This window comes from uncultured Psychroserpens sp. (assembly GCF_947494225.1).
Lineage (GTDB): Bacteria > Bacteroidota > Bacteroidia > Flavobacteriales > Flavobacteriaceae > Psychroserpens.
The window spans coordinates 800,186-824,045 of sequence record NZ_CANLUG010000002.1 but is presented as its reverse complement, the minus strand read 5'-3'; the positions used below and the strand labels follow the sequence as shown (position 1 = coordinate 824,045).

Annotated in this window: 23 protein-coding genes; 12 read left to right on the top strand and 11 right to left on the bottom strand. The window is 33.4% G+C overall.

The genetic code is table 11. The features are described from left to right. Window positions 1–4: 4 nt before the first annotated feature. From Q0893_RS07780 to Q0893_RS07765, 4 genes are all read right to left on the bottom strand, one after another. Complete coding sequence (locus Q0893_RS07780; RefSeq protein WP_298900151.1) at window positions 5–1,600, bottom strand: sodium:alanine symporter family protein; 1,596 nt, start codon at window positions 1,598–1,600, stop codon at window positions 5–7. 97 nt (window positions 1,601–1,697) lie between these two features. Further along, window positions 1,698–2,708, bottom strand: a complete 1,011-nt coding sequence (locus tag Q0893_RS07775) for a TrkA family potassium uptake protein (protein WP_298901507.1) — start codon at window positions 2,706–2,708, stop codon at window positions 1,698–1,700. Between the two features lie 32 nt (window positions 2,709–2,740). Beyond that, window positions 2,741–2,968 (bottom strand): PspC domain-containing protein, encoded by a 228-nt coding sequence (locus Q0893_RS07770; RefSeq protein WP_298900152.1) that lies wholly within the window; start codon window positions 2,966–2,968, stop codon window positions 2,741–2,743. 15 nt (window positions 2,969–2,983) lie between these two features. Continuing rightward, entirely contained in the window at window positions 2,984–4,255 is a 1,272-nt protein-coding gene (locus Q0893_RS07765) for a DUF2851 family protein (protein WP_298900153.1), read from the bottom strand. Between the two features lie 115 nt (window positions 4,256–4,370). On the opposite strand from Q0893_RS07765, the gene Q0893_RS07760 reads away from it, so the two are divergent. Together Q0893_RS07760 and Q0893_RS07755 are read left to right on the top strand one after the other, a co-directional pair. Beyond that, a complete protein-coding gene (locus Q0893_RS07760; protein ID WP_298900154.1) occupies window positions 4,371–4,889 on the top strand; it encodes a lipocalin family protein in 519 nt (172 codons plus the stop codon). Window positions 4,890–4,928: 39 nt separating this feature from the next. Further along, window positions 4,929–5,756 (top strand): M23 family metallopeptidase, encoded by an 828-nt coding sequence (locus Q0893_RS07755; protein WP_299274066.1) that lies wholly within the window; start codon window positions 4,929–4,931, stop codon window positions 5,754–5,756. On the opposite strand, the gene lipB is transcribed toward Q0893_RS07755, so the two are convergent. The 3 genes from lipB to Q0893_RS07740 are packed head-to-tail and all read right to left on the bottom strand — an operon-like array spanning window position 5,757 to window position 7,445. Continuing rightward, complete coding sequence (gene lipB, locus Q0893_RS07750) at window positions 5,757–6,455, bottom strand: lipoyl(octanoyl) transferase LipB (RefSeq protein ID WP_298900156.1); 699 nt, start codon at window positions 6,453–6,455, stop codon at window positions 5,757–5,759. 4 nt (window positions 6,456–6,459) lie between these two features. Continuing rightward, window positions 6,460–7,248, bottom strand: coding sequence for a hypothetical protein (locus Q0893_RS07745; protein ID WP_298900157.1), 789 nt, complete (start codon window positions 7,246–7,248; stop codon window positions 6,460–6,462). Between the two features lie 38 nt (window positions 7,249–7,286). Further along, a complete protein-coding gene (locus tag Q0893_RS07740; RefSeq protein ID WP_230936973.1) occupies window positions 7,287–7,445 on the bottom strand; it encodes a YqaE/Pmp3 family membrane protein in 159 nt (52 codons plus the stop codon). A gap of 121 nt (window positions 7,446–7,566) precedes the next feature. Between Q0893_RS07740 and Q0893_RS07735 the strand changes: the two genes are divergently transcribed. The 10 genes from Q0893_RS07735 (at window position 7,567) to Q0893_RS07690 (ending at window position 20,316) form a co-directional block, all read left to right on the top strand. Then, window positions 7,567–8,625 (top strand): helix-turn-helix transcriptional regulator, encoded by a 1,059-nt coding sequence (locus Q0893_RS07735; protein WP_298900158.1) that lies wholly within the window; start codon window positions 7,567–7,569, stop codon window positions 8,623–8,625. 109 nt (window positions 8,626–8,734) lie between these two features. After that, complete coding sequence (locus Q0893_RS07730) at window positions 8,735–9,142, top strand: DUF1573 domain-containing protein (RefSeq protein WP_298900159.1); 408 nt, start codon at window positions 8,735–8,737, stop codon at window positions 9,140–9,142. Between the two features lie 123 nt (window positions 9,143–9,265). After that, on the top strand, window positions 9,266–10,156 hold the full coding sequence (locus Q0893_RS07725; protein ID WP_299274059.1) for a hypothetical protein: 891 nt from the start codon (window positions 9,266–9,268) through the stop codon (window positions 10,154–10,156). A 103-nt stretch (window positions 10,157–10,259) separates the two neighbouring features. Then, entirely contained in the window at window positions 10,260–11,951 is a 1,692-nt protein-coding gene (lysS, locus tag Q0893_RS07720; RefSeq protein WP_299274056.1) for a lysine--tRNA ligase, read from the top strand. A 337-nt stretch (window positions 11,952–12,288) separates the two neighbouring features. Continuing rightward, entirely contained in the window at window positions 12,289–13,122 is an 834-nt protein-coding gene (locus Q0893_RS07715; RefSeq protein ID WP_298900162.1) for an endonuclease/exonuclease/phosphatase family protein, read from the top strand. A gap of 259 nt (window positions 13,123–13,381) precedes the next feature. Further along, the gene (locus Q0893_RS07710) at window positions 13,382–14,818 is read left to right on the top strand and encodes an MBOAT family O-acyltransferase (protein WP_299274053.1); all 1,437 of its coding nucleotides are present in this window, start codon (window positions 13,382–13,384) and stop codon (window positions 14,816–14,818) included. Window positions 14,819–14,829: 11 nt separating this feature from the next. Continuing rightward, on the top strand, window positions 14,830–15,702 hold the full coding sequence (locus Q0893_RS07705; protein WP_299274050.1) for a hypothetical protein: 873 nt from the start codon (window positions 14,830–14,832) through the stop codon (window positions 15,700–15,702). Between the two features lie 122 nt (window positions 15,703–15,824). Next, window positions 15,825–17,084 carry a hypothetical protein gene (locus Q0893_RS07700; RefSeq protein ID WP_299274047.1) on the top strand — a complete coding sequence of 420 codons (1,260 nt, stop codon included), beginning with the start codon at window positions 15,825–15,827 and terminating at the stop codon, window positions 17,082–17,084. Window positions 17,085–17,245: 161 nt separating this feature from the next. Next, on the top strand, window positions 17,246–19,732 hold the full coding sequence (locus tag Q0893_RS07695) for a zinc-dependent metalloprotease (RefSeq protein WP_298900166.1): 2,487 nt from the start codon (window positions 17,246–17,248) through the stop codon (window positions 19,730–19,732). 89 nt (window positions 19,733–19,821) lie between these two features. Then, complete coding sequence (locus Q0893_RS07690; protein ID WP_299274043.1) at window positions 19,822–20,316, top strand: hypothetical protein; 495 nt, start codon at window positions 19,822–19,824, stop codon at window positions 20,314–20,316. On the opposite strand, the gene Q0893_RS07685 is transcribed toward Q0893_RS07690, so the two are convergent. The 4 genes from Q0893_RS07685 to Q0893_RS07670 are packed head-to-tail and all read right to left on the bottom strand — an operon-like array spanning window position 20,291 to window position 23,855. Continuing rightward, the gene (locus Q0893_RS07685) at window positions 20,291–21,115 is read right to left on the bottom strand and encodes an alpha/beta fold hydrolase (RefSeq protein ID WP_299274040.1); all 825 of its coding nucleotides are present in this window, start codon (window positions 21,113–21,115) and stop codon (window positions 20,291–20,293) included. The two genes, Q0893_RS07690 and Q0893_RS07685, sit on opposite strands and share 26 nt — an antisense overlap. Beyond that, on the bottom strand, window positions 21,075–21,953 hold the full coding sequence (locus Q0893_RS07680) for an alpha/beta fold hydrolase (RefSeq protein ID WP_298900169.1): 879 nt from the start codon (window positions 21,951–21,953) through the stop codon (window positions 21,075–21,077). The genes Q0893_RS07685 and Q0893_RS07680 overlap by 41 nt, the downstream gene beginning before the upstream one ends. 51 nt (window positions 21,954–22,004) lie before the next feature. Further along, window positions 22,005–22,562 carry a GDYXXLXY domain-containing protein gene (locus tag Q0893_RS07675; RefSeq protein WP_299274036.1) on the bottom strand — a complete coding sequence of 186 codons (558 nt, stop codon included), beginning with the start codon at window positions 22,560–22,562 and terminating at the stop codon, window positions 22,005–22,007. A 3-nt stretch (window positions 22,563–22,565) separates the two neighbouring features. Continuing rightward, on the bottom strand, window positions 22,566–23,855 hold the full coding sequence (locus tag Q0893_RS07670) for a DUF2157 domain-containing protein (protein WP_299274033.1): 1,290 nt from the start codon (window positions 23,853–23,855) through the stop codon (window positions 22,566–22,568). Between the last annotated feature and the right edge of the window lie 5 nt (window positions 23,856–23,860).

Sequence of the window (23,860 nt, the reverse complement as noted above, 5' to 3'; positions counted from 1 at the left end):
TATACTATGCTTTTCGACCGTCTTTAATCGCTTTCATATATTTAGACAATTCATCTCGTACTTTAGGTGCCAGAATAACTAAACCGACCATGTTTGGTACCATCATTGCAAAAATCATGGCATCGGAGAATCCAATAACAGAGCCTAAACTTGCTGCCGCTCCAACAACTACAAACATGCAGAAAATAACTTTATAAGTATATTCCATTTTTTTAGTTCTACCAAATAGGTATGCCCAACCTTGGAAGCCATAGTAAGACCAAGAGATCATTGTACTAAAAGCAAATAGAACAACTGCTACAGTTAATACATATGGGAACCATGAAATAGCAGATTCAAATGCTCCAGACGTTAATAATATAGCTTGCGCATCATTTAATCCTGCATTTGCAGCCGTTACATTTCCTGTTATAATTAAAACTAAAGCTGTCATTGTACAAACCACAACAGTGTCAATAAATGGTTCTAATAATGCTACCATTCCTTCACTTGCTGCATACTTTGTTTTTACAGCTGAATGGGCAATAGAAGCCGATCCAACCCCTGCTTCATTAGAAAATGCCGCTCGTCTAAATCCTTGAACCAATACACCAATTGCTCCACCAGCAACTCCTTCTGGGCTAAATGCTCCATTAAATATTTGAGCAAAAGCATCTCCAATCATATTATAATTAGCAAAAATCACAAAGAGTGAAGCCGCAACATAAATAACAACCATAAATGGTACAATCTTATCTGTTACCTTGGCAATCTTCTTAATACCACCAATAATTACAATACCTACAAATACAGCCATTACGAGTCCAAACAACCATCCTTTACCATGTAAAAATGATTCACTTCCACCAGTAATACTTTCAACTAATTGAAAAGCCTGATTAACTTGGAACATATTTCCTCCACCAAAAGATCCGCCAATAACAAAAATGGCAAACAGCACAGCTAAAACCTTTCCTAAGCCCGCAAAACCTTTAGACTTAAGTCCTTTAGTTAAGTAATACATAGGACCTCCATAAACAGTACCATCTTCTGCAATATCTCTATACTTTACACCTAATGTACATTCTACAAATTTTGAAGCCATACCTAATAAACCTGCAACAATCATCCAGAATGTTGCTCCTGCTCCACCAATCGATACTGCAATAGCTACACCTGCTATATTTCCTAAACCTACTGTTGCAGATAAGGCTGCAGTTAATGCTTGGAAGTGTGATACCTCTCCTTCGTGTCCTTCAACAGCTATTGTTTCTATAGCATCTCCTCCAGGTGTAGAATCACCTGCTCCTACAAGAGATTCGTGGTGATCTATATCATCATATTTTCCTCTTACAATATTAATTGAAGTAAAAAATCCTCTAAGGTTGATTCCTTTAAAATAGAATGTAAAATAAAGTGCTCCCAGAATTAATGGGAATAGCACCCAAAACACCTTAACGCCTCCACCAAAATCAATTTGATAGAATATGAAATTTACAAACCAGCCTGTTGCATCACCAAATTTTTCATCAATAATTTGGTCTATTCCTTTTTCAGGCTCTTGAGCAAAAGTTAATAATGGTAAAATAACTGTGAAAATGGAAAGAAGATACTTCTTCATACTTGATATATTTAAATTAGTTAGTTTTTAATAAAGGTCACAAGATGCTAAAAAAAATCGACTTTTTAAAGAACACCCTGTTAAAATGAAATCGAGATTAGTCTATATTGTAAATGGAATTAAGCTTTTGGATTTGCTCTGGTCTTCCTAAAACAATAATTTTTGATTTTGGCACTAACTTCATATCTGCCTCTGGGTTTACAATATAATCTCCAGCCTCGTCCTTATAACCAATTACCGTACAGCCCGTTTTTTTTCTGAGGTCTAAATCTCGGATGGTTTTAGTTTTGGTAGCATCGTATAACTTTTCTATGGATATTTCCTCTATATTAATATTTGCTTTACCAACTATCGACAGGTTATCAATAAATTCTATTAAATCTGGGACAACAACCAAAGACGCCATATGATCTCCACCTATTCTATCTGGCAAAATCACATTATTCGCTCCTGCTAGTTTTAATTTTTGATAGGACGTTTCCTGAGATGCTCGGCTTATAATGTTCATATTCGTATTAATTTGCCTAGCAGATAGTACGACAAACAAATTATCAGCATCATTTGGTAATGCCGATATTAAGGTATCTGCTCTATCTATTCCTGCTTGCAAAAGTATTTCATCTTCATTGGCATTTCCTAAAACAAATGGTACCATTTCACTTTGAAACTTATCCATAATATCTTTGTCCTTTTCAATGACCACAAACGGTTTCTTATAAGCTAGAAGTTTTTTGGCTGCCTGTTTGCCATTTCTTCCATAACCACAAATAATGATATGGTTAGCTAAGCTGTCTATTTTCTTTTGCATCTTTTTTTGTTTTAGTTCTTCAAAATTGTTCTTGCTTAATATATACTCTGTAATTACCGTAATGGCATAACCAAGAATAACAACGCTTGCCAAGATTAAAAAAATAGTGAAAATTTTACCTGTATCATCTAGCGGATGCACTTCTTGAAATCCTACCGTAGTAATCGTAATTACGGTCATATATAAAGCATCAACCCATGAATAATTAGACATGATTTTAAATCCGATAACCCCAATAAAAAGCAGTATCAACAACAAAAAAACTGCTGTGTAGATTTTAACTCTAAATAGTTTTATCAAAGGATTTATAGGTTTTATCACGTGCTAAAAGGTTAAAGGTCAAATACTGAAGATCGTTTGGTATAAATAATGTCTTTGATTTTTATCCAAAATGCAAAAAACAAATACAATGCGAAACCAAAACCAAGTGTAGCAAACGTCAAGTACATAAAAGACGTTCGTACAACCTTTGCTCTTATTCCTAAACGATCTGCTATACGTTGGCAAACATAATACCCTCGTTTTTGAAAATAATATAGTATTTGATAAAACTGTTTCACACCGCAATTTAAACTTTATTTACTTAAAAGTGAATTCCCAATCGCACATTTTAAACACTTGTTTTTATCACAATATTCTGTTTTTAGCTGAATTAATGCTTGAGAAGTCATTGCAGAATTCGAAACGAGCTTCAACTTGCCAAAACCTTCAACTATCGTATTTTTTTCTGAGGCAATTTCTTTTATAATATTAAAGATGTTTTCGTGATCTGAATGTCCTTTTTGATTTGTGTAATAAAACTTCAAGGGCAATACTGTATTTATTATAAGTAAATCCATAAAGGTTTTAGTTGTTTGTTTTTTTGATTGCTTAGAACTTTTACTAAATGTAAAATGAGACTCCCAAAATAATGATGCCTCAGTGCCAAACAACTTATAAAAGTCTGAAAGTTTATCAAGTGACATTGCCTTAGAAAAAACTGCATGCTCTCTATGATATAAATTGGCTAATTGTGATAATCTTATCGTTGGAAAATTTGAAGGCCGTAATCGAAAAAATTGAAATGGGATTACTCCATAATTATTTAATCCAAATTTTTGCTTAAGAAACTGGTATTCTTTTTGAAGATTATTATAATAAACAGCGCTACTTTTATCATCTAATAATCCAGCTTGTCCAAATAGCAGTGCTTCTAATGTTAATAATTGCGTGTGCGATTTTCTTATAATTACATATGGAATAGAATGGGCCAAACTAAAAAAAGATTCACCATTGACTTTAAGCCCGAAATTCCTAGCTAGTAGTTTAAATAATACAGCTTCCCAGTCATTTTTTGAAGATTTAAGTAGATCTTCAATCATTTTGGATTTTCGTTCTAGACGCTCTATGTAAAGGCGTTCAAACCAATTATTCAAAACAAATGTAGACACATTTGAACAGTCCTTTTCACAATTAATCCAAGCATTCTTTGAACTCAAAAGACGTTGATAGTTTTTAAATACGCTAGGTTTGATAAGAGGCTTGAGTACCAAGGTTGGAATGATTGAGTTGTCTTTTCTGAAAATTTCTGTATCATGATCATAGACCACGTGCAAAATCACATTATCATAAGTACAATCTTTTTCATGTCCATGAACATACCAATCACTAGATTTCACATGAATCTCTATGTTTCCAACCCAAAGTTGCTGATTAATACGCAACTGACCGTTGAAAAAATCTGGACCGCTATTGGAATTCAATCTTCCACCCGAAATTATTTGCAACGGTTCTTGTTGCGTAGTTTGTAAATTGAGAACATCGAATTTCTTGTACATCCATACATAATGAAGAAACTCTTCTTTCATAAAACAAATATATAGAAAATTTTCTATATATCAATATAATCTCATTTATAAATTACTAACATTTCTGGTTGGCATGAAAAGTGTAGCTAAAATATAACTAACCAATTATAAAATAATGATTTGTTCAAAACACCAAATTCTTTGCATCTTTATTAGTGTTTTTATTCTGTCTTCTTGTGCTAATGAAAAGAAAGCACCTTTCAAAATGCCTAAAAATGCTATCCGTTTAATTGCCGGAGATTCTGCTAAAGTTTGGAAACTCGCAAAACGCACAAACAATAATGTACGAATGAACATGGGAGATTGCTTTTTATCTTATAGAGTGACTTATAAAACCGACAGTACGATGCACGACAATAACGGCCATTTTAGTGATTGCGGTGAGACCCTTACAACGAATTGGACACTATACTCCTCAGATGATGGTTATCCATACATAAAGCTTAAAGGAGGGCAACTTCAAAAGTTATTACATTTAGATGTGAACTATAAATTCTTTAAAATTTTAGACCTTAGTGAAGCACAATTGGTTTTAGAATTTAGACATAAACAGTTTTCTTCGAAAGAAAGCACCATTGTTGATGTGTTAGTTCCAGATAGTGTATCGATAAAAAACAGAAATTTTCATTGGTAACCGCCTGTAACAAAATCGATATCAGTACATCTATGTAGTATGAAATTACTTTATTACGTTATCATTTTTACATTAATATCTAAGTTTAGTTTCGGGCAAAAAGCAAAAAACCAACCTTTTTCTTATGACGATGAAATAGAATTTTATTGGAAGACTGAAGGGGATAGCTTAAAACTTAAAGCTAAAAACAAACTGTTAATCGCCACTGAAATTATCATAAGAGATAGAAAAACAAATAACGAATTGTTTTCTAAATTACTAAAAGCGCAGGATAGTATCGTTGTTATTTCCTACGAGCTTAACACATCGGATACAGTCATCGCAAAACGCTTTAATGACAGTCTTAAAGTTGGTTATTATTATGGACATAAATCGCTTATAAATCCTGATACAAGCTATCAGTATCGACTACCTTTTCAAGAGGGCAAAAAACATAGTGTGAGTCAAAGTTTTGGAGGAAAATCGTCGCACAGCAAACCAACGTCATTGTTCGCTATTGATTTTCAAATGGATATAGGTGAACCAGTCTATGCCGCTAGAGAGGGACTTGTTGTACAGGTTATTGATTGGTTTACTCTACATGGCGACAAATCATTTGTTAAGAAAGCAAACAGAATAGTAGTTTTACATGATGATGGTACAATGGCATCATATGTTCATCTCGACTACAAAGGTAGTTTTGTAAAGATTGGAGATCGTATCGTAAAAGGTCAAAAAATTGGAGTTTCAGGTTTAACTGGTTTCACTAGTGGGCCTCATTTGCATTTTGTAGTTAGAAAAGAAAGAGACCTTGCTATTCCAATATACTTTGAAGGTTATCCAAATAAAGAATTAAAGAAAAGAAAACGCTATAAAGTTAAAAATTAACTAGACAAATGTGGCTTCAAAAAGTGCTTTAAAATGTTTGAGCAGTTTCTCTTTTACCTCATCCTCATTAACCCTATCAACACCTAATTCTACATTTAAGGATGTGACAGCTTTCCCTCTAATTCCACAAGGGATAATATTATCAAAATACCCCAAATTAGCATTAACATTAAGAGCAAAACCATGCATGGTCACCCAGCGACTAGCACGTACTCCCATGGCACAAATTTTCCGTGCAAATGGTGTTCCAACATCAAGCCAAACTCCTGTTTCGCCAGGACTTCGTTTGGTTTCTAACCCATATTCTGCTAGGGTAAGAATGATAACTTCTTCCAGAAATCTAAGATATTTATGAATGTCTGTAAAGAAATTATCTAAATCTAAAATAGGGTAACCCACAATTTGCCCAGGGCCATGATAGGTAATATCTCCTCCTCTATTTATTTTATAGAATGTAGCTCCTTTTTGAGTAAGCTGTTCTTCAGATAAAAGCATATTAGAAACATCTCCGCTTTTGCCTAAAGTATAAACATGAGGATGCTCTACAAACAGAAAGTAATTATCTGTTTCCAATCCAGCATCCTCACGTCTATTTTTAATTTTAGTATCTAAAATCCCTTTAAAAAGTTGTTCTTGGTAATCCCAAGTTTCTTTAAAGTCTTTAGTTCCTAAATCTTCAAGTTTTATGTTTTTATTCAATAGTCTAATCTTCTAGTACCACGTCTAAAACCATCTTTTCAGGTGATTTTATCATTTCAATAAAGTTCATTTTTAGTCGTACTGTTTTCCTATCCTTGCTAATTTCGGCATTTTTATTAGTCACAGATTTAATAGGCTTCGGAAAGTTATAAATTACAGTATAACTCATAGCTTCAAACATTTCTTTAGCTTCTCCCATTTCAGAAATCTCTGTGTTCAAAGCTTCAAAATCTTGATCGGACTTTTTATATCCTTCTTTTAAACTTCTTGAGAATGTTTTTCCATCATAGGAAAAATCGATATACTCAAACATACCTTCAGATGCCTTTGCCACTTGACTTTCTCCCATTTTTGAAAATGATGGGTCTCCCTTAGAGTTTAGAGATTTAGCATTCTCTATATTTTCTAAGGTTTCAGGAAGTTCTGCTAAACTCTTAAAAGATGATCCTATGCCAATATTAAACAGACCTTCTTCCTGATCCATTTTCATACGCATTACAATATTTTCTAATGCTTTGAGTTTATCTTGTTCTTCTTGAGGTAATTTCGAAATACTATCTGCCTTTTCTGTCAACATATCTTTAAAATAGATAATACTATCCATCTTTACATTTTCCTTTCCTTCGTCACTTTGGCCTCCGCCCATTTTCTCTTCTACGGTTTTCATGACTTCCCCCATATCATAACTCATGATAAACTCACCAGAGCCATCTTCGTTAAATGTAATTTCTTCAGTAAAGTTGCAACTTGTTAATAATAAAAGACTTGCTACTACAAATAAATATCGTTTCATTTTAAAATATAATTGATTAAGAAACGCAAAGATACAATTTATCTTTCAGGATTGTTAAGAATAACTAAAGCTGCTATTACTCCAGGAACCCAGCCACAAATCCACAGTAGAAAAACAATGAAAATTGACCCACATCCTTTTCCAATAACCGATAAAGGCGGAAAAATGATTGCGAGTATTACTCTCCAAAAACTCATAATTTAATTTTTTTGATGATTGATGATGTAACTATAGGACGTTATCTTTAAACAATTGTTACATTTCAATTTATTTGAACTTCACATTTCCTATTAATTAAAAAAATACTAGTTTAGTGCTGTGAGACACCTACTCTATATACTTATATTTATTTGCTTTGGAACGGCTGCTACAGCTCAACATAATTTTAAAGGTTATATTGACAACAACCGCTGGCAAAACGAGGTTTACCTCTCTGTGATTGAAGATTATCGTACACTTGATGGCATTAATGACGAGCAAATTATAACTAAAACATCAACAAACGCCGATGGCTTTTTTCAATTTACTGGTAATCAACTAGATCCTAATCAAAAAATATACAAGTTACATGTAGATAACTGTACATCTTTTAATCAAGGCAGTAATCACTTTGAAGGGCATTGCACAGATAGTAAAGACATTCTCTTTATTGCAAAACGTACAGACACTATTACATTTCCTCTTTCGTTTGATGCTCAAATGTTTTGCGATATTATTTCTAATAATCCTAGAACTGCTGCATTTATTAAGGTAGACTCTCTAAAAGAAGAAATGAAGTTTGCTTATTCAGAGTTTCGAAGTAAAGCCAATAGAGATCTCAATAACAAAAAATGGTTTAAAACCCTCCAAGATTTTGGAGAAACACTTGATGAACCTTTGGCCGAACTATACATTTATGCTTTTTTATCTGATCGCGGCAATCAATTTCACAACTATTATCTTGAGGATTTAAAATCTAATAACTACTATGACGAATTACTTGGTCGTCTACAAGATGATTATCCTAATTCGTCATATGCGAAACAGTATGAAGCCGAATTAACCTCCGATAAATTTATTGTATCACCCTCTGATTACAAATCTGATTTTAACTGGACTTATCTCTTAATAGGATTATTAATACTATCACTTTTAGCTAACGTTTGGTTTATTACTTCGGTAAAAAAAAGAAAAGCAAAACAACAAAGCCAAGCCAAAGAGCAACTTACAAAACAAGAACAAAATGTGTTAGACCTTTTACTAGACAATAAAACGAATAAAGACATTGCCGACGCCCTTTTTGTTAGTGTAAGTACTGTAAAAACACACGTAAACAACGTTTATAAGAAATTAAACGTCAACTCAAGAGACGAACTAAAATCACTGTTTAACAGTTAGTTACAAATTTCAACCCAGGTACTAGTACTCATTTCAACCTTAACTTTCACAAATTTCACATCAATAATCTAGATGTTTGTTTTCATATTAATCATTTAAAATTTCAATTATGAAACGAACATTAAACATTGCAATCTTACTAGTACTAACACTAGGTTTATTTAATGCTGCTCCAGCAGAATTTTACAACTATGACACAAAAGTTGCCGTAATCAAATTTAAAACCGAAACGGTTGATTATGGAACCATAACTCAAAATTCTGATGGCACAAGACTTTTTAGTTTTACAAATACGGGAGATGCACCTTTATTAATCACTAAGGTAAAAACGAGCTGTGGGTGTACTGTACCAAGCTATTCTAAAACTCCTATCATGCCAGGTGAATCTGGGGAGTTAAGTATTAAGTATGACACTAAGAGACTTGGTGCTTTTACCAAGACCATTACTGTAACATCTAATGCTGAAGGTGGTAACAAAATTCTTAAAATCAAAGGAAACATCGTCGCATCGAAGTAATTCGTTTTAGTTTTTACATCTACGCTTTGAGCAGCGTCAAAACACGTCAGGATTTGATTATAATTTTTTTGACGATGCTCAAAAAGGGTAGGTTACTTTTCCTTATTAATATAAACCATCATCATGATAAAAAACATTACCACACTTATAATTACACTAGCTATCTCCTTTCATATACATGCTCAATCCATAAATAATGAAGTTACAATTGAAGGAGAAACACCTTTTTTGCTCGGAAAAATTGACAAAACTGGATTAACATCTGGTCATTACAATTCTTGGTTTTCAAAAAACTATGATGACTATAAAATCGATCAAGCCACAATTTCAGAATTAAAATCTAAACTAAGTGATTTCAACATTACTCTGTTTATGGGAACTTGGTGTGGCGATAGTAAAAAAGAAGTACCCCATTTCTATAAAATTTTAGAGGCCTGCAATTTCCCCAAAGAGCAACTTACTGTAATTGCTGTAAGTAGAAAACCATACATGTACAAACAAAGCCCCAACCATGATGAAGCAGGTTTAAACATTCATCGCGTGCCAACAATTATTTTCTATAAAAATCGCACTGAAGTAAATCGTATTGTAGAACATCCAGTAGAGACTTTAGAAAAGGACATGTTAAATATTGTCACTAAAAATAACTACACTTCAAACTACCATATCGTATCAAAAGTTCATAATATCTTAAAAGATGATGGGTTAAATGGCTTAAAGAAACGAGCTAAAAAATTAGTTAAGTCTTTTGAAGGAAAAGTATCTAGTATGTTTGAACTCAATACCTATGGAAGAATCCTATATGCTAATAATGAAATAGAGGAAGCTCTTGAGGTATTTAAATTAAACACAAAACTGTTCCCAGACAACCCAAGAACTTACATGAGTTTGGCCAATACTTTAGGTGTTAATGGCCACTCAAAAAAAGCAGTAGACGTTATAGAAAAGGCAATTAAATTATTTCCAGACAACAAAGACCTCGTTGAAAATCTAGAGGCTTTAAAATCAAAATAAAACAAACATCACTTATAAAGACCACTAGGAACATAAAACCCAGTGGTTTTTTTACGTTAATTCTTGTAAATAATGTAATTTTGCTGCCTAAAATAAATATAGAATGCAACTTTCAGAACAAGAATTGGTAAGACGCGATAAACTCGCAAAATTAAGAGACTTAGGTATTAACCCTTATCCTGCAGATTTATATCCTGTAAATCATACTTCCAAACAGATAAAAGATATGTTTGAGGAAAGCAAAAAAGTGGTTATTGCTGGTCGATTAATGTCTCGTCGTATTCAAGGAAGCGCCAGTTTTGCTGAGCTACAGGATAGTGCGGGTAGAATTCAGGTGTATTTTAACAGGGATGAAATTTGTACAGGAGATGATAAAAGCAAATACAATGATGTTTATAAAAAACTCCTAGATATTGGCGACTTTATTGGTATTGAAGGCGAACTATTTACTACCAAAGTTGGAGAAAAAACGGTTATGGTAAAAGATTTCACATTGTTAAGTAAAGCGCTTAAGCCACTACCTCAACCACGTGTTGACAGTGAAGGAAAAGTACATGATGCTTTTACTGATGCTGAACAACGTTACAGACAACGCTATGCTGATCTTGTTGTAAATCCTCATGTTAAAGAGGTATTCGTTAAGAGAACAAAATTATTCAATGCTATGCGTGAGTTTTTTAATAACTCTGGATACTTTGAAGTAGAGACTCCTATTTTACAACCTATTCCTGGAGGGGCTGCTGCACGACCGTTTGTGACACATCACAATAGTTTGGATATTCCGTTGTATATGAGAATTGCAAATGAACTGTACTTAAAACGTCTTATTGTAGGCGGTTTTGATGGTGTCTATGAGTTCTCTAAGAATTTCAGAAATGAAGGCATGGATAGAACTCACAACCCTGAATTTACAGCCATGGAAATCTATGTATCTTATAAAGATTACAACTGGATGATGGATTTTTGTGAGCGTTTATTAGAGCACTGTGCAATGGCTGTTAATGGAACAACTGAAGCTACTTTTGGTGAACACCACATTAACTTCAAAGCACCCTATGCTCGTGTTACAATGGCAGATTCTATAAAACATTTTACAGGTTTTGACATTACTGGTAAATCGGAAGACGACATTCGTCAAGCTGCAAAAGATATGGGCATTGAGGTTGATGACACCATGGGTAAAGGTAAATTGATAGATGAAATTTTTGGTGAGAAATGTGAGGGTAATTACATTCAACCAACATTTATTACAGACTACCCTAAGGAAATGAGCCCATTATGTAAAGAGCATCGAGAAAACCCAGATTTAACAGAGCGTTTTGAATTAATGGTTTGTGGTAAGGAAATTGCTAATGCATACTCAGAATTAAATGATCCAATTGATCAACGTGAACGCTTTGAACACCAACTGAAATTGGCTGCAAAAGGTGATGACGAAGCTACCGAATTTATTGATCATGATTTTCTTCGAGCCCTAGAATATGGTATGCCTCCTACATCTGGAATGGGAATTGGAATGGATAGATTAATCATGTTTTTAACGAACAATCAATCAATTCAAGAAGTGCTATTCTTTCCGCAAATGCGACCAGAGAAAAAGCAAGTAGAGATGACCGAAGAAGAAAAAGCTGTTTTTGAATTACTTAAATCTAACTCTCCAGTTGGTTTAAACAGCTTAAAGTCTCAATCTGGATTGAGTAATAAAAAATGGGACAAAACCATCAAGGGTTTAACTAGTAAGAAGGTTGCTAAAGTTGAAAAAACCGATGAAGGTCTATTTGTTTCAATACTATAACTATATACATTTTATAGATTAATAAAAAAGGTTGCCCGTTGGCAATCTTTTTTTATTGTAACTCGTGATAGGTCAGCACTCCATTTTGAACATCTATGTAATAGCCATAACATTGTACAGGTTTCCTTTGTGCTTTAATACAACTCCTAATTGCTTATCATTCGTGAAGACAAAAAAAAGGTAGAAAAGAATGTCCTCCCTGAAATGATCTCATACAATAATTCTAAAGACTTTTTGTTTTAGAACCTGTATTATGGTCTTGACTCTAAAACTTAAAAAAAACTACAAAGCATTTTTCCTCATTGGATATGCTTTTTTGTTGCTGACACATTTCATTTTGAAAGATTATCTCTTTCCATTGAGTATTGTATTTTATGCTTCCCCTCTACCTCTTTTAATACTTTCTGGATTGCTATTACTAGGTTTATATTTCCGAAGAAAAACATATAGAATTGCCTTATTAATAGTGGTGTGCTTACTCAGTCTCCATTGGCTCGGGAATTACTATTTATCTTCTAAACCACTAGCAAATAAAGGGAATTCTAAAATTTTATTTTGGAATCTCGCAAAGCGAGAACAATTATCTATTTCTAGTATTACAAACCAAGTTAATGTTTACCAACCCGAAATTTTAGCATTTGTTGAAGCCCCTCATACAACATTAAAAAATTTGGATGCCCTAAAAACAGCATTATCAAATTATAACTTTATAACTTTAAAAGGAGCCATGTTGGTTGCTGCTAAAGGAGATATTACATTACTTGATTTTAACCTAAAAGAAGATGCTTATAAAGTCAATTTATTAGACATTAGTACTAAAACATCTCATATTAAGTTGATGATTACAGATCTAACAGCAAATGTTTTTGTTAACAAAAAAGCACCTTTAGAGTTTGTAGTTAACTATGCCCAAAATAATGATGTAGACCTTATTGTTGGCGATTTTAATGCGCCATATGAGAGCACGTTTTTTAAACCATACGAATCTAATTTTACCAGTTTTCATCATTTCAGCAATGGTTTTACCGCAACTTGGCCGCTTGGTATTCCCTTATTAGAACTAGATCATATTTGGTTATCTAAGCGACACGAGCCAATTAAGTTGACTAAACATTATCATAATGCCTCTGATCATGCCATGCTCATTTCTGACTTTAGACTAAGGAACTGACACTTTTAAATAATATATGTAGTTGCGCAAGGAAATCTCATGGCAATAAGCCTATAGTATTCAGCATAGTGCATTTATTTTATCTCCAAATCGAAGTAAAATAATCCAATGAATCGCATTTGAAAAATTCAATATTAATTCTATATAGATTCCGTTTCTTTTCCTACTTTAGTGTTGACCAATTTCGACCAGAATTATACAAAAATTTAATTCTTCATCTAATATAGCGTCTAAAATCTTAAACAGTTAAAACTAAAGAATGCTATTTAACTCTATTGACTTTGCCGTATTTTTACCCATTGTTTTTATACTATATTGGTTTGTCACAAACAAAAACTTAAAATCACAAAACCTGCTAATTGTTTTGGCCAGCTACCTCTTCTATGGATGGTGGGATTGGAGATTTTTATCATTAATATTAACCAGCACACTAGTTGATTATTTCATAGGAATTAGCCTATCAAAACAAGAGAACGCTTCTAAAAGAAAGCTGCTTCTATGGACAAGCATTTTCGTTAATATTGGCTTTCTTGGTTTCTTTAAATATTATAACTTCTTTGTAGATAACTTTATAACTGCTTTTTCCTTCTTTGGGGCAGATATCAGCGTAGGTTCTCTCAACATTATTTTACCCGTTGGTATCAGTTTTTACACATTTCAGACACTAAGTTATTCTATAGATGTTTACAAAAGAAAACTTGAACCAACTAAAGATTTGATTGCATTCTCGGCATTTGTAAGTTTCTTTCCTCAATTAGTAGCTGGTCCTATTGAGCGTGCAACCAACCTACTGCCTCAGTTTTATATTAAACGGAAATTTGATTACTCAAAAGCCGTTGATGGTATGCGACAAATACTTTGGGGCTTATTTAAAAAAATCGTTATTGCAGATAATTGTGCCCAATACGCCAATGCCATTTTTAACAACTCATCTGAATACTCTGGAAGTACTTTAGCTATAGGTGCCTTGTTTTTTACATTTCAAATCTATGGCGATTTTTCAGGCTATTCTGATATTGCCATAGGGACATCTCGTTTGTTTGGTTTCAATCTAAAACAAAACTTTGCTTTTCCATATTTTTCTCGAGACATTGCAGAGTTTTGGAGACGCTGGCACATCTCACTTTCAACTTGGTTTAGAGACTATCTTTATATTCCATTGGGAGGAAGTCGCGGTCCTGTACAAATTAAAATACGAAATGTCTTTATTATTTTCATTGTTAGTGGCTTTTGGCATGGTGCCAATTGGACTTTTATAGCTTGGGGTGCCTTAAATGCCTTATTCTTTTTACCTCTATTTCTTACAAAAAACAATAGAAACAATTTAGACGTTGTTGCACAAGGAAGTTACTTCCCCTCCTTCAAAGCGTCAGTTCAAATACTGCTAACTTTTTCACTTACTGTCTTTGCTTGGATATTTTTTAGAGCTGAAAGTATTCAGCATGCTTGGAGCTACATTTCTTTGATGTTTTCAAAATCTCTTTTTACAATTCCAGAAATTAGACCTACAGATATAATTATACTTATTATAACTTTTAGTATTGTAGAGTGGCTCGGAAGAGAAAACAAATATGGTATAGAATGTCTTCCTGCAAACAAATTCTTACGTTGGTTAATTTATATTATACTTATAATCGTAATTTATTTTTTCGGTAACTTTTCTGAAGAAATTGAATTTATATATTTTCAATTCTAACGGTGATCTATATGAAAAAATTCATTATCAATATTTTTTATTTTTTATCCATTCTAGTGGTTTTAAACACAATACTTAACCACTACGGAAATGAATTATACTTGGGCTCTTACAAAGAACATGCATTAGACTTTCATTCCTATTTACTATCAGACTCTCGTGGTTTACCATTAAAAACACACACAGAAACATATGGGGTTTATAATTTTTCGGCAGAGAGTGATTCCTATATGGATATGAAAAGAAAACTTAATTATCTTATAAAGTATACCAAGGTAGATACCATTTATCTTACTGTAGACGATCACACTTTAAGTCCTTATAGAGAAGGTTCTAATAATTTAGATCGTTCGATTTACTATGCTACACAAGAAGATTATCCAAATTCATTTCAATATTTTAAAGACAAATTACTGTTTAACATTGCTCTTTTACAACCTAAGAAACGTACAATTTTAAAAAACCACATCACTTCCTACTTTAAAAGTGATAGCAATCAAATTAATAATAGAGCTATAAAATCATGGGAGCAATTAAGTGAAGTAGAGCGCTTGGCTGATGCTAATATTAGGTTTGAATATCAACACCCCGATTCTTATAATTCGGAACAACTTATTTCTCATCTCGAAGCTATTATAAAATTATGTAATGATCATAATATTACGCTTATTGGTATACAATATCCTTTAACCAGGGATTATTTAGAATTGACAAGAAATGTGTCTCATGGTGCTTCCGAATTATTTACAAAAAAAGGACTTAAGGTTCTGGATTACAGAACTATTTTCATTAACAATAATGATTACTTTTCTAATCAAGATCATTTAAACGACAAAGGAGGAAAGGAATTAATTCCATTACTATTTGATCAACAATCAGATTAATAATGAAAACCTTAAAGCGTTAATTAATACCTCAAAACGTGCTTCACAACGATTAAATCTTTTTGGTCAAAAAGATTTTTATTACATTCGCAATCAGCTATTAATAAGAAAAAACAACCCAAATGTTAAAAAAAGCCTATCTAATCGTTCTATTCGCTAGTTTGTTATTCGCGTGTGATAATGATGATGATTTTGTAGTGGCCTGTGAAACAGTCAATAATGTAACATCTACTGTCGTTACCAATAACTCAGCAATCATTACTTGGGATCCTGCTAATATTTCAGCATTGTATACCTTAGAATATGGTGTCTCTGGATTTGCAATAGGTACTGGTACAACAATTTCAGAAACCGATACTGATGCTGTTTTAATTAATCTAGACGCAGCTACCACTTACGATGTATATATTCAAACTGTTTGTACTGCTACTAATGTAAGCATGTACTCTGAAGTCTATAGTTTTACAACATCAGCTCCTTTTGTGGTTCCTGAATTTCTACCTACGCTTTCAGAATTAAACCTTTATGGAGGAGAAAGTTTAGACGTGCTGCGACCAACAACATACGGATTTCAGTATGAGCTAAGTACAGCATTATTTTCAGACTATGCCCACAAACAGCGTTTCATGGTCTTACCTCAAGGTCAAAAATTAACCTATGATGGTGACGGCTTGCCTCTATTTCCAGATAATACAGTTATAGCAAAAACTTTTTTCTACAACAATGATGAACGTGATTTATCATTGGGACGTAAAATTATAGAAACGAGAGTCCTTATTAAAATTAATGGTGCTTGGGAAACTGGTGATTACAAATGGAATGACGAACAAACAGAAGCCTTTTTAGCCCCTAATGGGAGTATGGTTCCTGTAACATGGATTGATGCAGATGGCGATACTAACAATGTTAATTATCAAATTCCATCAGATACAGATTGTTTTACCTGCCATCGTATAGGTAATGACAAGTCTCCGATAGGGCCAAAAATGAGAACACTCAACTTTAATGTGAGTGGGTTAAATCAACTTCAGAGCTTGATAAACAGCGACTTGATAGATGGGCTTTCAGATCCTTCTTCGGTTAGTGTATTGCCAAAATGGGATGATGATGTTAATTACACTTTAGAAGAGCGTGCTCGAGCATACTTCGACATCAATTGTGCACACTGTCATATTGAAGGTGGTTTTTGCGAATTACAATCTTCATTGCGTTTAGATTACGAAAGACCATTTGGCGATTCTAATATTGAAAGTAGAAGAAATAGCATTATTAGTAGAATTTCAACTTATAATCAAGGATTTAGTATGCCGCTAAATGGAACAACAATAATTCATGATGAAGGTGTTGCCTTAATATTGGAATACCTAGATACTATAGAATAATCTCTAACGCATAAAATATAATCAAAGAGCTACTTGTAAGTAGCTCTTTTTGTTTTTATTACTAGCCTTTATAGTTAAAATAGTATTAAAACCATTGGAACCTTTTTATGCTTATGGGAGATTTATTACTTTAGGTGACTAATTTTAAAAAATCAACCACATTGAAACACTTTTCTATTAAACTACTTTTAGTAGTTTCCGTATTCTTTGTTGCGGTTTCGTGTTCAACAGCGAAAAAAGCAAGCAAAGCAAAACCAGCAACTACTGCCGCTAAACCTCCTGGAAAAAAACCTGGAAAAAATGACCCAAAACCTTACAATAAAGTCATCACTAAAGATGCCAAAACTGATAAAGGATTATTTACGGTTCATACCTTAGATGACAAATACTATTACGAAATACCAGATTCTCTTTTTGACAGAGAAATGTTAATGGTTACACGTATTTCTAAAACTGCAAGCGGATTAGGTTTCGGTGGAGGAAAACAAAACGAACAAGTGCTACGTTGGCAGAAAAAAGGAAAGAAAGTTATTTTACGCGTTGTGTCATACAACGTAACAGCTGCGGACTCTCTTCCTGTTAATGAAGCTGTAGTCAATTCAAATTTCGAACCTGTTTTATTTACGTTTCCTATTAAAGCATACAGCAAAGACTCAACAAGTACAGTTATTGATGCAACGCCTTTATTTCAAAAAGATGTAAAGTCATTAGGTTTACCTCAGTTTAGAAGAACACCTTATCGTGTAACACGTTTAGAAAGTGACAAATCTTTTATTGAAGACATAAAAAGTTATCCTAGAAATATTGAAGCACGACATGTAAAAACATATGCGGCAGGAAGGCCTCCTTCTAACTTTAGTACAGGAAGCATTTCAATTGAAATAAATAACTCAATGATTTTGTTACCTGACAATCCTATGAAGCGTCGTTATTTTGATGAGCGTGTAGGATGGTTTACAAGTAATACTACAGATTATGGTTTAGAAGATCAAAAGAGTAAATCACTTACGTACTTAGACCGTTGGAGATTAGAAGTTAGAGATGAGGATATTGCGAAATTTAAGCGTGGTGAATTGGTTGTTCCAAAAAAACAAATAGTATACTATATAGATAGAGCAACACCAGTAAAATGGAGAAAGTACATCAAACAAGGTATTGAAGATTGGCAAGTTGCTTTTGAAGCGGCAGGCTTCAAAGATGCTATTATAGCAAAAGACGCTCCTTCAATTGAAGAAGACCCAGAGTGGAGTCCTGAAGATGCGAGATATTCTGTTGTGCGTTACTTAGCTTCTCCTATTCCTAATGCCAATGGACCACACGTAAGTGACCCTAGAACTGGAGAAATTCTTGAAAGTGATATCAATTGGTATCATAATGTGATGTCATTATTACGTGGATGGTTCTTCGTACAAACCGCAGCTATTAACCCAGAAGCTCAAAGTCCGCAATTTAAGGATGAAGTTATGGGACGTTTGATTCGCTTTGTTTCTGCTCATGAGGTAGGACATACTTTAGGATTACCACATAACATGGGAAGTAGTGTGGCTTATCCAGTTGAAAAATTGCGTGATGCTGAGTTTACTCAAAAATACGGAACAGCTCCTTCAATTATGGATTATGCACGTTTTAACTACGTCGCTCAACCTGGTGATGAAGGTGTAGCACTAATGCCAAATATTGGTATTTATGACAAGTATGCTATTGCTTGGGGTTACACGCCTATTTTAGGAAAAACAGCCGAAGAAGAAAAAGTGATTTTAAATCAGTGGATTAGAAACCACGAAGGCGATCCAATGTATCGTTTTGGCCATCAACAAGCGGGTGATGTCGTAGACCCTAGTTCTCAAACTGAAGACTTAGGTGATGATGCCATGTTAGCCAGTGATTATGGTATTAAAAACCTAAAACGTATTGTTCCAAATTTAATTAACTGGACAACCGAAGCAGGAGAAGATTACGGTGACTTACAAGAAATGTATGGCCATGTGATTTCTCAGTTTAACCGTTATATGGGACACGTATCTAATAATATTGGAGGTGTTTATGAGCATTATAAAGCTGCAGATCAACCAGGTGCTGTTTATACAGCTGTTCCAAAAGAGCACCAAAAGAAAGCAATGAAATTTATTCAGGATAACTTATTTACAACACCAAGTTGGTTATTAGATAAGAACATTTTTGACCGTATTGAATACACAGGATCAGTAGAACGTGTAAGAGGTTTACAAGCTAGAACGCTAAATAACATTATGAGTCTTGGTAAAATGCAACGTTTAATTGAAGCAAACACTTACGACAGTAATGCTTATTCATTAACTGAAATGATGAGAGATTTACGTAATGGTGTATGGAGTGAATTACGTACAGGTAGAAAAATTGATACTTACAGACGTAATCTACAACGTGCTTATATAGACAGATTAGCATTTTTAATGACAGCTCCTAACCAGAGCGGTAGAACCTTCAGTCCTTATGTAAAAACAACTGGAGTCAATACCAGTCAATCTGACATTAGAGCTGTTGTTAGAGCCGAATTAAAATCTCTACGCAGTCAGCTACGTAGCGCGCGAGGAGGTGATGCTATAAGTAGAATTCATATAGCAGATGCTTTAGAGCGTATTGATGCCATATTAAATCCGAACGGATAAAATATGTAGTTATAAAACTATATAATGAAAAAGCTTCAGGTAATTCTGGAGCTTTTTTTATATTATTACATATCATAACAAACAAATACTTGAACGAACACAACACTAAAGCTCAATTTTTTTGCCATACACACCCAAACTTATTTCTTCAAAAGCGTTGTAAAGGCTGTAGAAGAGGCATGTGTCACACCTGTATTAATCAACACAACGACTATTGCTCAAGTTGCCTAAGACAATCTTTTAAATTAAGTAGTGCTTACGAAAATCAACGACAGATTATAAGAATGGTATGCTCGGGTATTATTGTTGGCTTAATTGTTCTGGCATACCAATTGTTTGTTTCTAAAATTATTAATTATCCTTATCTTTTACTTGGATTTGGAATAGGCATTTCTATTATGTCTATGTATTATATAATGGGCAGGACTGATGTGTTTTCAGAGATAAGTAAGATCCCATTTATTGGCGGAAAACTTGCTATGGCTACGTTAGTTTTAACCGCCATTTCTGGAGGCCCAATTCTATACTTTCTTTATAAAATAGGCATGCAATTAAAATCTAATTATTTAAAATCTCGTCAATAACAATTTGGTACTTATCAAAGTCTTCTAAATTATTATGACCTCCACCTTTAATAGTTATAAAATTTGTTTGACTAGGAGCCACTGTATTCAATTTTTCAGCAGAAGAATAAGGCACTACAGCATCGTCTGTACCATGAAATATGGTTATAGGACAACTCACATCAACAATAAATTCATTTGAAGGGAATTTATATTTCAGCAAAGTAGATACTGGAAAAATAGGGAAGCGGTGTTTTGCCACATCCAAAATACTATAATATGGCGTTTCTAAAATCAATTGTTTGGGTTTATTTTTTGAAGCTAAATATGTCGCCACTCCTGTTCCTAAAGAACGTCCATAGATAACGATATCATCTTCAGAATAATCATTTAAAAGATAATCATAGCAGTATTGAGCATCTCTGTAAAATGCCTCTTCACTGAGTTTACCTTTACTTTTTCCATAAGTACGATAATCTATAATTAGCACATCATAATGTTTGGCCACAAAGTATTCAGCTATAGTACCCCATCTACTAAGGTCACCAGCGTTTCCATGGAAATACAAAATAACGCCTTTGGGGTTTTCAACTTTAAAATGAATGGCATTAAGACTAACACCTTCCTCAGGTTTTAAAAACAGCTCCTCAAAAGGATAATCGAATTCATATTGATAATCCTGTTCTAAAACTGTTGGCAAAAACAGTATTTTTTCCTGCAAAAAATGAAGTGATGCGCCTATCATAACATAAATTAATACAACTACCGTTATAGCGGTTTTAAGCCTTTTTTTTAGTCGGTTTTGAAGAGTGAATGACATTAATACTAGTGGTTTCTAAATCGATGGTTTTGGGTGCTTTATTTAAAATATCGTCTAACATACGATGGTATGATTCAAAGTTATTTAGGTTTTTATGTCCGCCACCAATTACGGTATGTAGCTTGGTTAATTTCGGGTTTACTTGAGATAATTTGACACTCGTTTTATACGGAATCAATTTATCATGCGTACCGTGAATAATATGAATGGGACATTGCACATATTTTAGCCACTTATAAGTTGGCAAAGGATATTTCATTAATAAAGACAAAGGCATAAATGGTGCATACCTAGCCGTGACTTTGGTTAAACTATAGTATGGTGCGTCTAGCACAAGCATTTTAGGATGATTCATCGATGCCAATTTCGCGGCAAAACCAGAGCCTAATGATCTACCATAAAGAATAATTCGATCTTCGGTCGTTTGTTCTTTGAGCTTATTATATACCAATTGTAAATCACGTTTAATCGCTTTTTGTGATCGTCTTCCAGTACTTTTTCCAAAACCACGATAATCTACCATTAACACATTATAACCATGTCTTGTAAAATCTACGGCAAATTTCCCCCATCCTTTAATACTCTTAGAATTTCCTTTTAAATACAACACAACACCCTTACTCTCTCCTTTTGGAAAAAAACGCAACCCATTAATAATGGCACCATCTCGTGTTTCTAAGTTATATTCTTTGGTCTCTTGATTTTCATAATCAAATTGAAAATCGGCAGGTAACTTTTCGGGTTTAAACAACATATAATCCTGCAAATAGTATAGGGCTATACTAATAGCAATATAAATAGCAAGAACTGTTATTACAATAGACAACCAATAAGGCATAGAAAAGGTTTTGTTGTAACAAGATAGCAAAAAATTACTACCAATTCTTCATTATTGCATCTCCACGACTTTTGCTATAGGGATATCATTAATGAAAACATTATCTAAAACGGCTTCTCCATTTTTTACATAAACCAAAGCATACGTATTGTTAGGAATCGAATCACGCTGAGCATTTCTATGTGCTACTTCTGCATCATAGGCTTTACTTTCTTCCATATAAAATTCATTAAACGGAAGGCTAAACTCCAAAACACTATTTGAATCACTAAACCATCTTACTTTTGCCTTTACAAAATCTCCCGACTCTGGTGTATATGCATGAACTGAAACGGCTTTCACAAACCCCAAGCTGTCATTAGCAATAGATACATAAACATCTTGATGTCTTTGCCAGTTTTCATCATTAGCCATAGCGCTGTCCAAATCATAATTAAGAAAAATATATTTTCCTTTAAACGGATCGGAAGGATCAATAGGTTGGGTTTTAAACTTATAGGCCGTCCCTGTTTTTAAAACGGACTCACGTTTAAAAATCATTTGTGCAGGAATGCTAATTTGCACAATGGCCAATACGATGAACATTATAAATATATATTTAGTTTTCATGATTTATTGATTTTGAGATTCTACTCTAGATTTTTGTTTTTTAAGCATAACATAATTGGTAAAAAAGAAGCCTAGGCCAACAGACACAAATAACAATCCTCTAATAACGAAACTCATATTAGTATCAAAAAACCTACACGTAACTAATGCTGCAATAATTAATAACCCATAGTTAAGTATTCCGAAATGAAATTTATCGGCTCCTATTTTAATAGTTGTAATTCCAAGGGCGAAAACACTAAAATTAATTGCTATTGTGCCTAACACAGGAATATTTAATCCAAACACATACAGCAGAGCACAAAAAATAAATACGTATTGAAATGCGTTAAACTCTTTTAGCCATTTTTTAAAATAAGAATACAAGAGCACATATATATTTGCCACCAAAAGAACCACTGAAACAACACTTTCTTGAGCTCCAAAAAAGAAATGCTCAATATGCCAAAAACTATCAAAACTCATGATTAGCAACATCATAACAATACCCAAAGATCCAAAGATAAGATAACCATTACGTCTTAACTTTTGCGACTCAAGCAATGGTATTTTCCCTATGTTATAAAACAAACTAAAGAGTAATACATACATTAAAAAACCAAGTTCAGACACATCTTTAACGAACGCACCAATCACAATGGTTAAACTCAAAGGCAACAACCAACTAAAAATTGATGTTATGTTAGGGGCTTCTTGCTTTTTAAGCAACACTAAATAATGAGGCATAATTGCTGCTATAACCACCAAGTACATCCATGGCGTTTGAGGCATCGAAAAATAGCTAGTATAACCAATTTCAATGGCATAGAACGTAACAAATATTATGTTTAAAAAAGCAATTGTATTAGATTTAAGTAAATAGATTAAGGGTAAACTTAATGCAATCCAAGTAAGCACGTATGTACTTAAATTACCAGGAATATTATAAATCTGACTCACAAGGGCTATACTAGATCCGATAGCAAAAAACAAGAAGGTTCCAGAAGATTCTTTCCATGCAACACTTTTCTTTTTTAAAATTGAAAATGCTACGAAAACCTGACCAATTACTAATGGTAAAAATGCAAAAGTTGTCTTTGTCATTCTATTAAAATGATCCCAATTGTGTGCGAGAATTAGAATGATACCCAAACCAACCAATAAGGAACCTAACACCCCAAAAACTGTAAACAATTTATTGGATGAAGGTGATGCTTTAGATTGATAATAAGCCTCAATTTTTGAAGCAACTTCAGACGAAATCACATTCTCGCTTACTAAATGGGGCAATTCTTTTATAAATTTTGAATTCATTTTTT

Excerpts from the sequence above, each read along its gene's own strand:
- Q0893_RS07755 (WP_299274066.1), top strand. The coding sequence starts at position 4,929 with ATGAAATTACTTTATTACGTTATCATTTTTACATTAATATCTAAGTTT.
- Q0893_RS07675 (WP_299274036.1), bottom strand. The coding sequence starts at position 22,562 with ATGAAAACTAAATATATATTTATAATGTTCATCGTATTGGCCATTGTG.
- Q0893_RS07705 (WP_299274050.1), top strand. The coding sequence starts at position 14,830 with ATGAAAAAATTCATTATCAATATTTTTTATTTTTTATCCATTCTAGTG.
- Q0893_RS07730 (WP_298900159.1), top strand. The coding sequence starts at position 8,735 with ATGAAACGAACATTAAACATTGCAATCTTACTAGTACTAACACTAGGT.
- Q0893_RS07760 (WP_298900154.1), top strand. The coding sequence starts at position 4,371 with ATGATTTGTTCAAAACACCAAATTCTTTGCATCTTTATTAGTGTTTTT.
- Q0893_RS07745 (WP_298900157.1), bottom strand. The coding sequence starts at position 7,248 with ATGAAACGATATTTATTTGTAGTAGCAAGTCTTTTATTATTAACAAGT.
- Q0893_RS07680 (WP_298900169.1), bottom strand. The coding sequence starts at position 21,953 with ATGCCTTATTGGTTGTCTATTGTAATAACAGTTCTTGCTATTTATATT.
- Q0893_RS07670 (WP_299274033.1), bottom strand. The coding sequence starts at position 23,855 with ATGAATTCAAAATTTATAAAAGAATTGCCCCATTTAGTAAGCGAGAAT.
- Q0893_RS07725 (WP_299274059.1), top strand. The coding sequence starts at position 9,266 with ATGATAAAAAACATTACCACACTTATAATTACACTAGCTATCTCCTTT.
- Q0893_RS07710 (WP_299274053.1), top strand. The coding sequence starts at position 13,382 with ATGCTATTTAACTCTATTGACTTTGCCGTATTTTTACCCATTGTTTTT.
- lysS (WP_299274056.1), top strand. The coding sequence starts at position 10,260 with ATGCAACTTTCAGAACAAGAATTGGTAAGACGCGATAAACTCGCAAAA.
- Q0893_RS07740 (WP_230936973.1), bottom strand. The coding sequence starts at position 7,445 with ATGAGTTTTTGGAGAGTAATACTCGCAATCATTTTTCCGCCTTTATCG.
- Q0893_RS07780 (WP_298900151.1), bottom strand. The coding sequence starts at position 1,600 with ATGAAGAAGTATCTTCTTTCCATTTTCACAGTTATTTTACCATTATTA.
- Q0893_RS07685 (WP_299274040.1), bottom strand. The coding sequence starts at position 21,115 with ATGTCATTCACTCTTCAAAACCGACTAAAAAAAAGGCTTAAAACCGCT.
- Q0893_RS07765 (WP_298900153.1), bottom strand. The coding sequence starts at position 4,255 with ATGAAAGAAGAGTTTCTTCATTATGTATGGATGTACAAGAAATTCGAT.
- Q0893_RS07700 (WP_299274047.1), top strand. The coding sequence starts at position 15,825 with ATGTTAAAAAAAGCCTATCTAATCGTTCTATTCGCTAGTTTGTTATTC.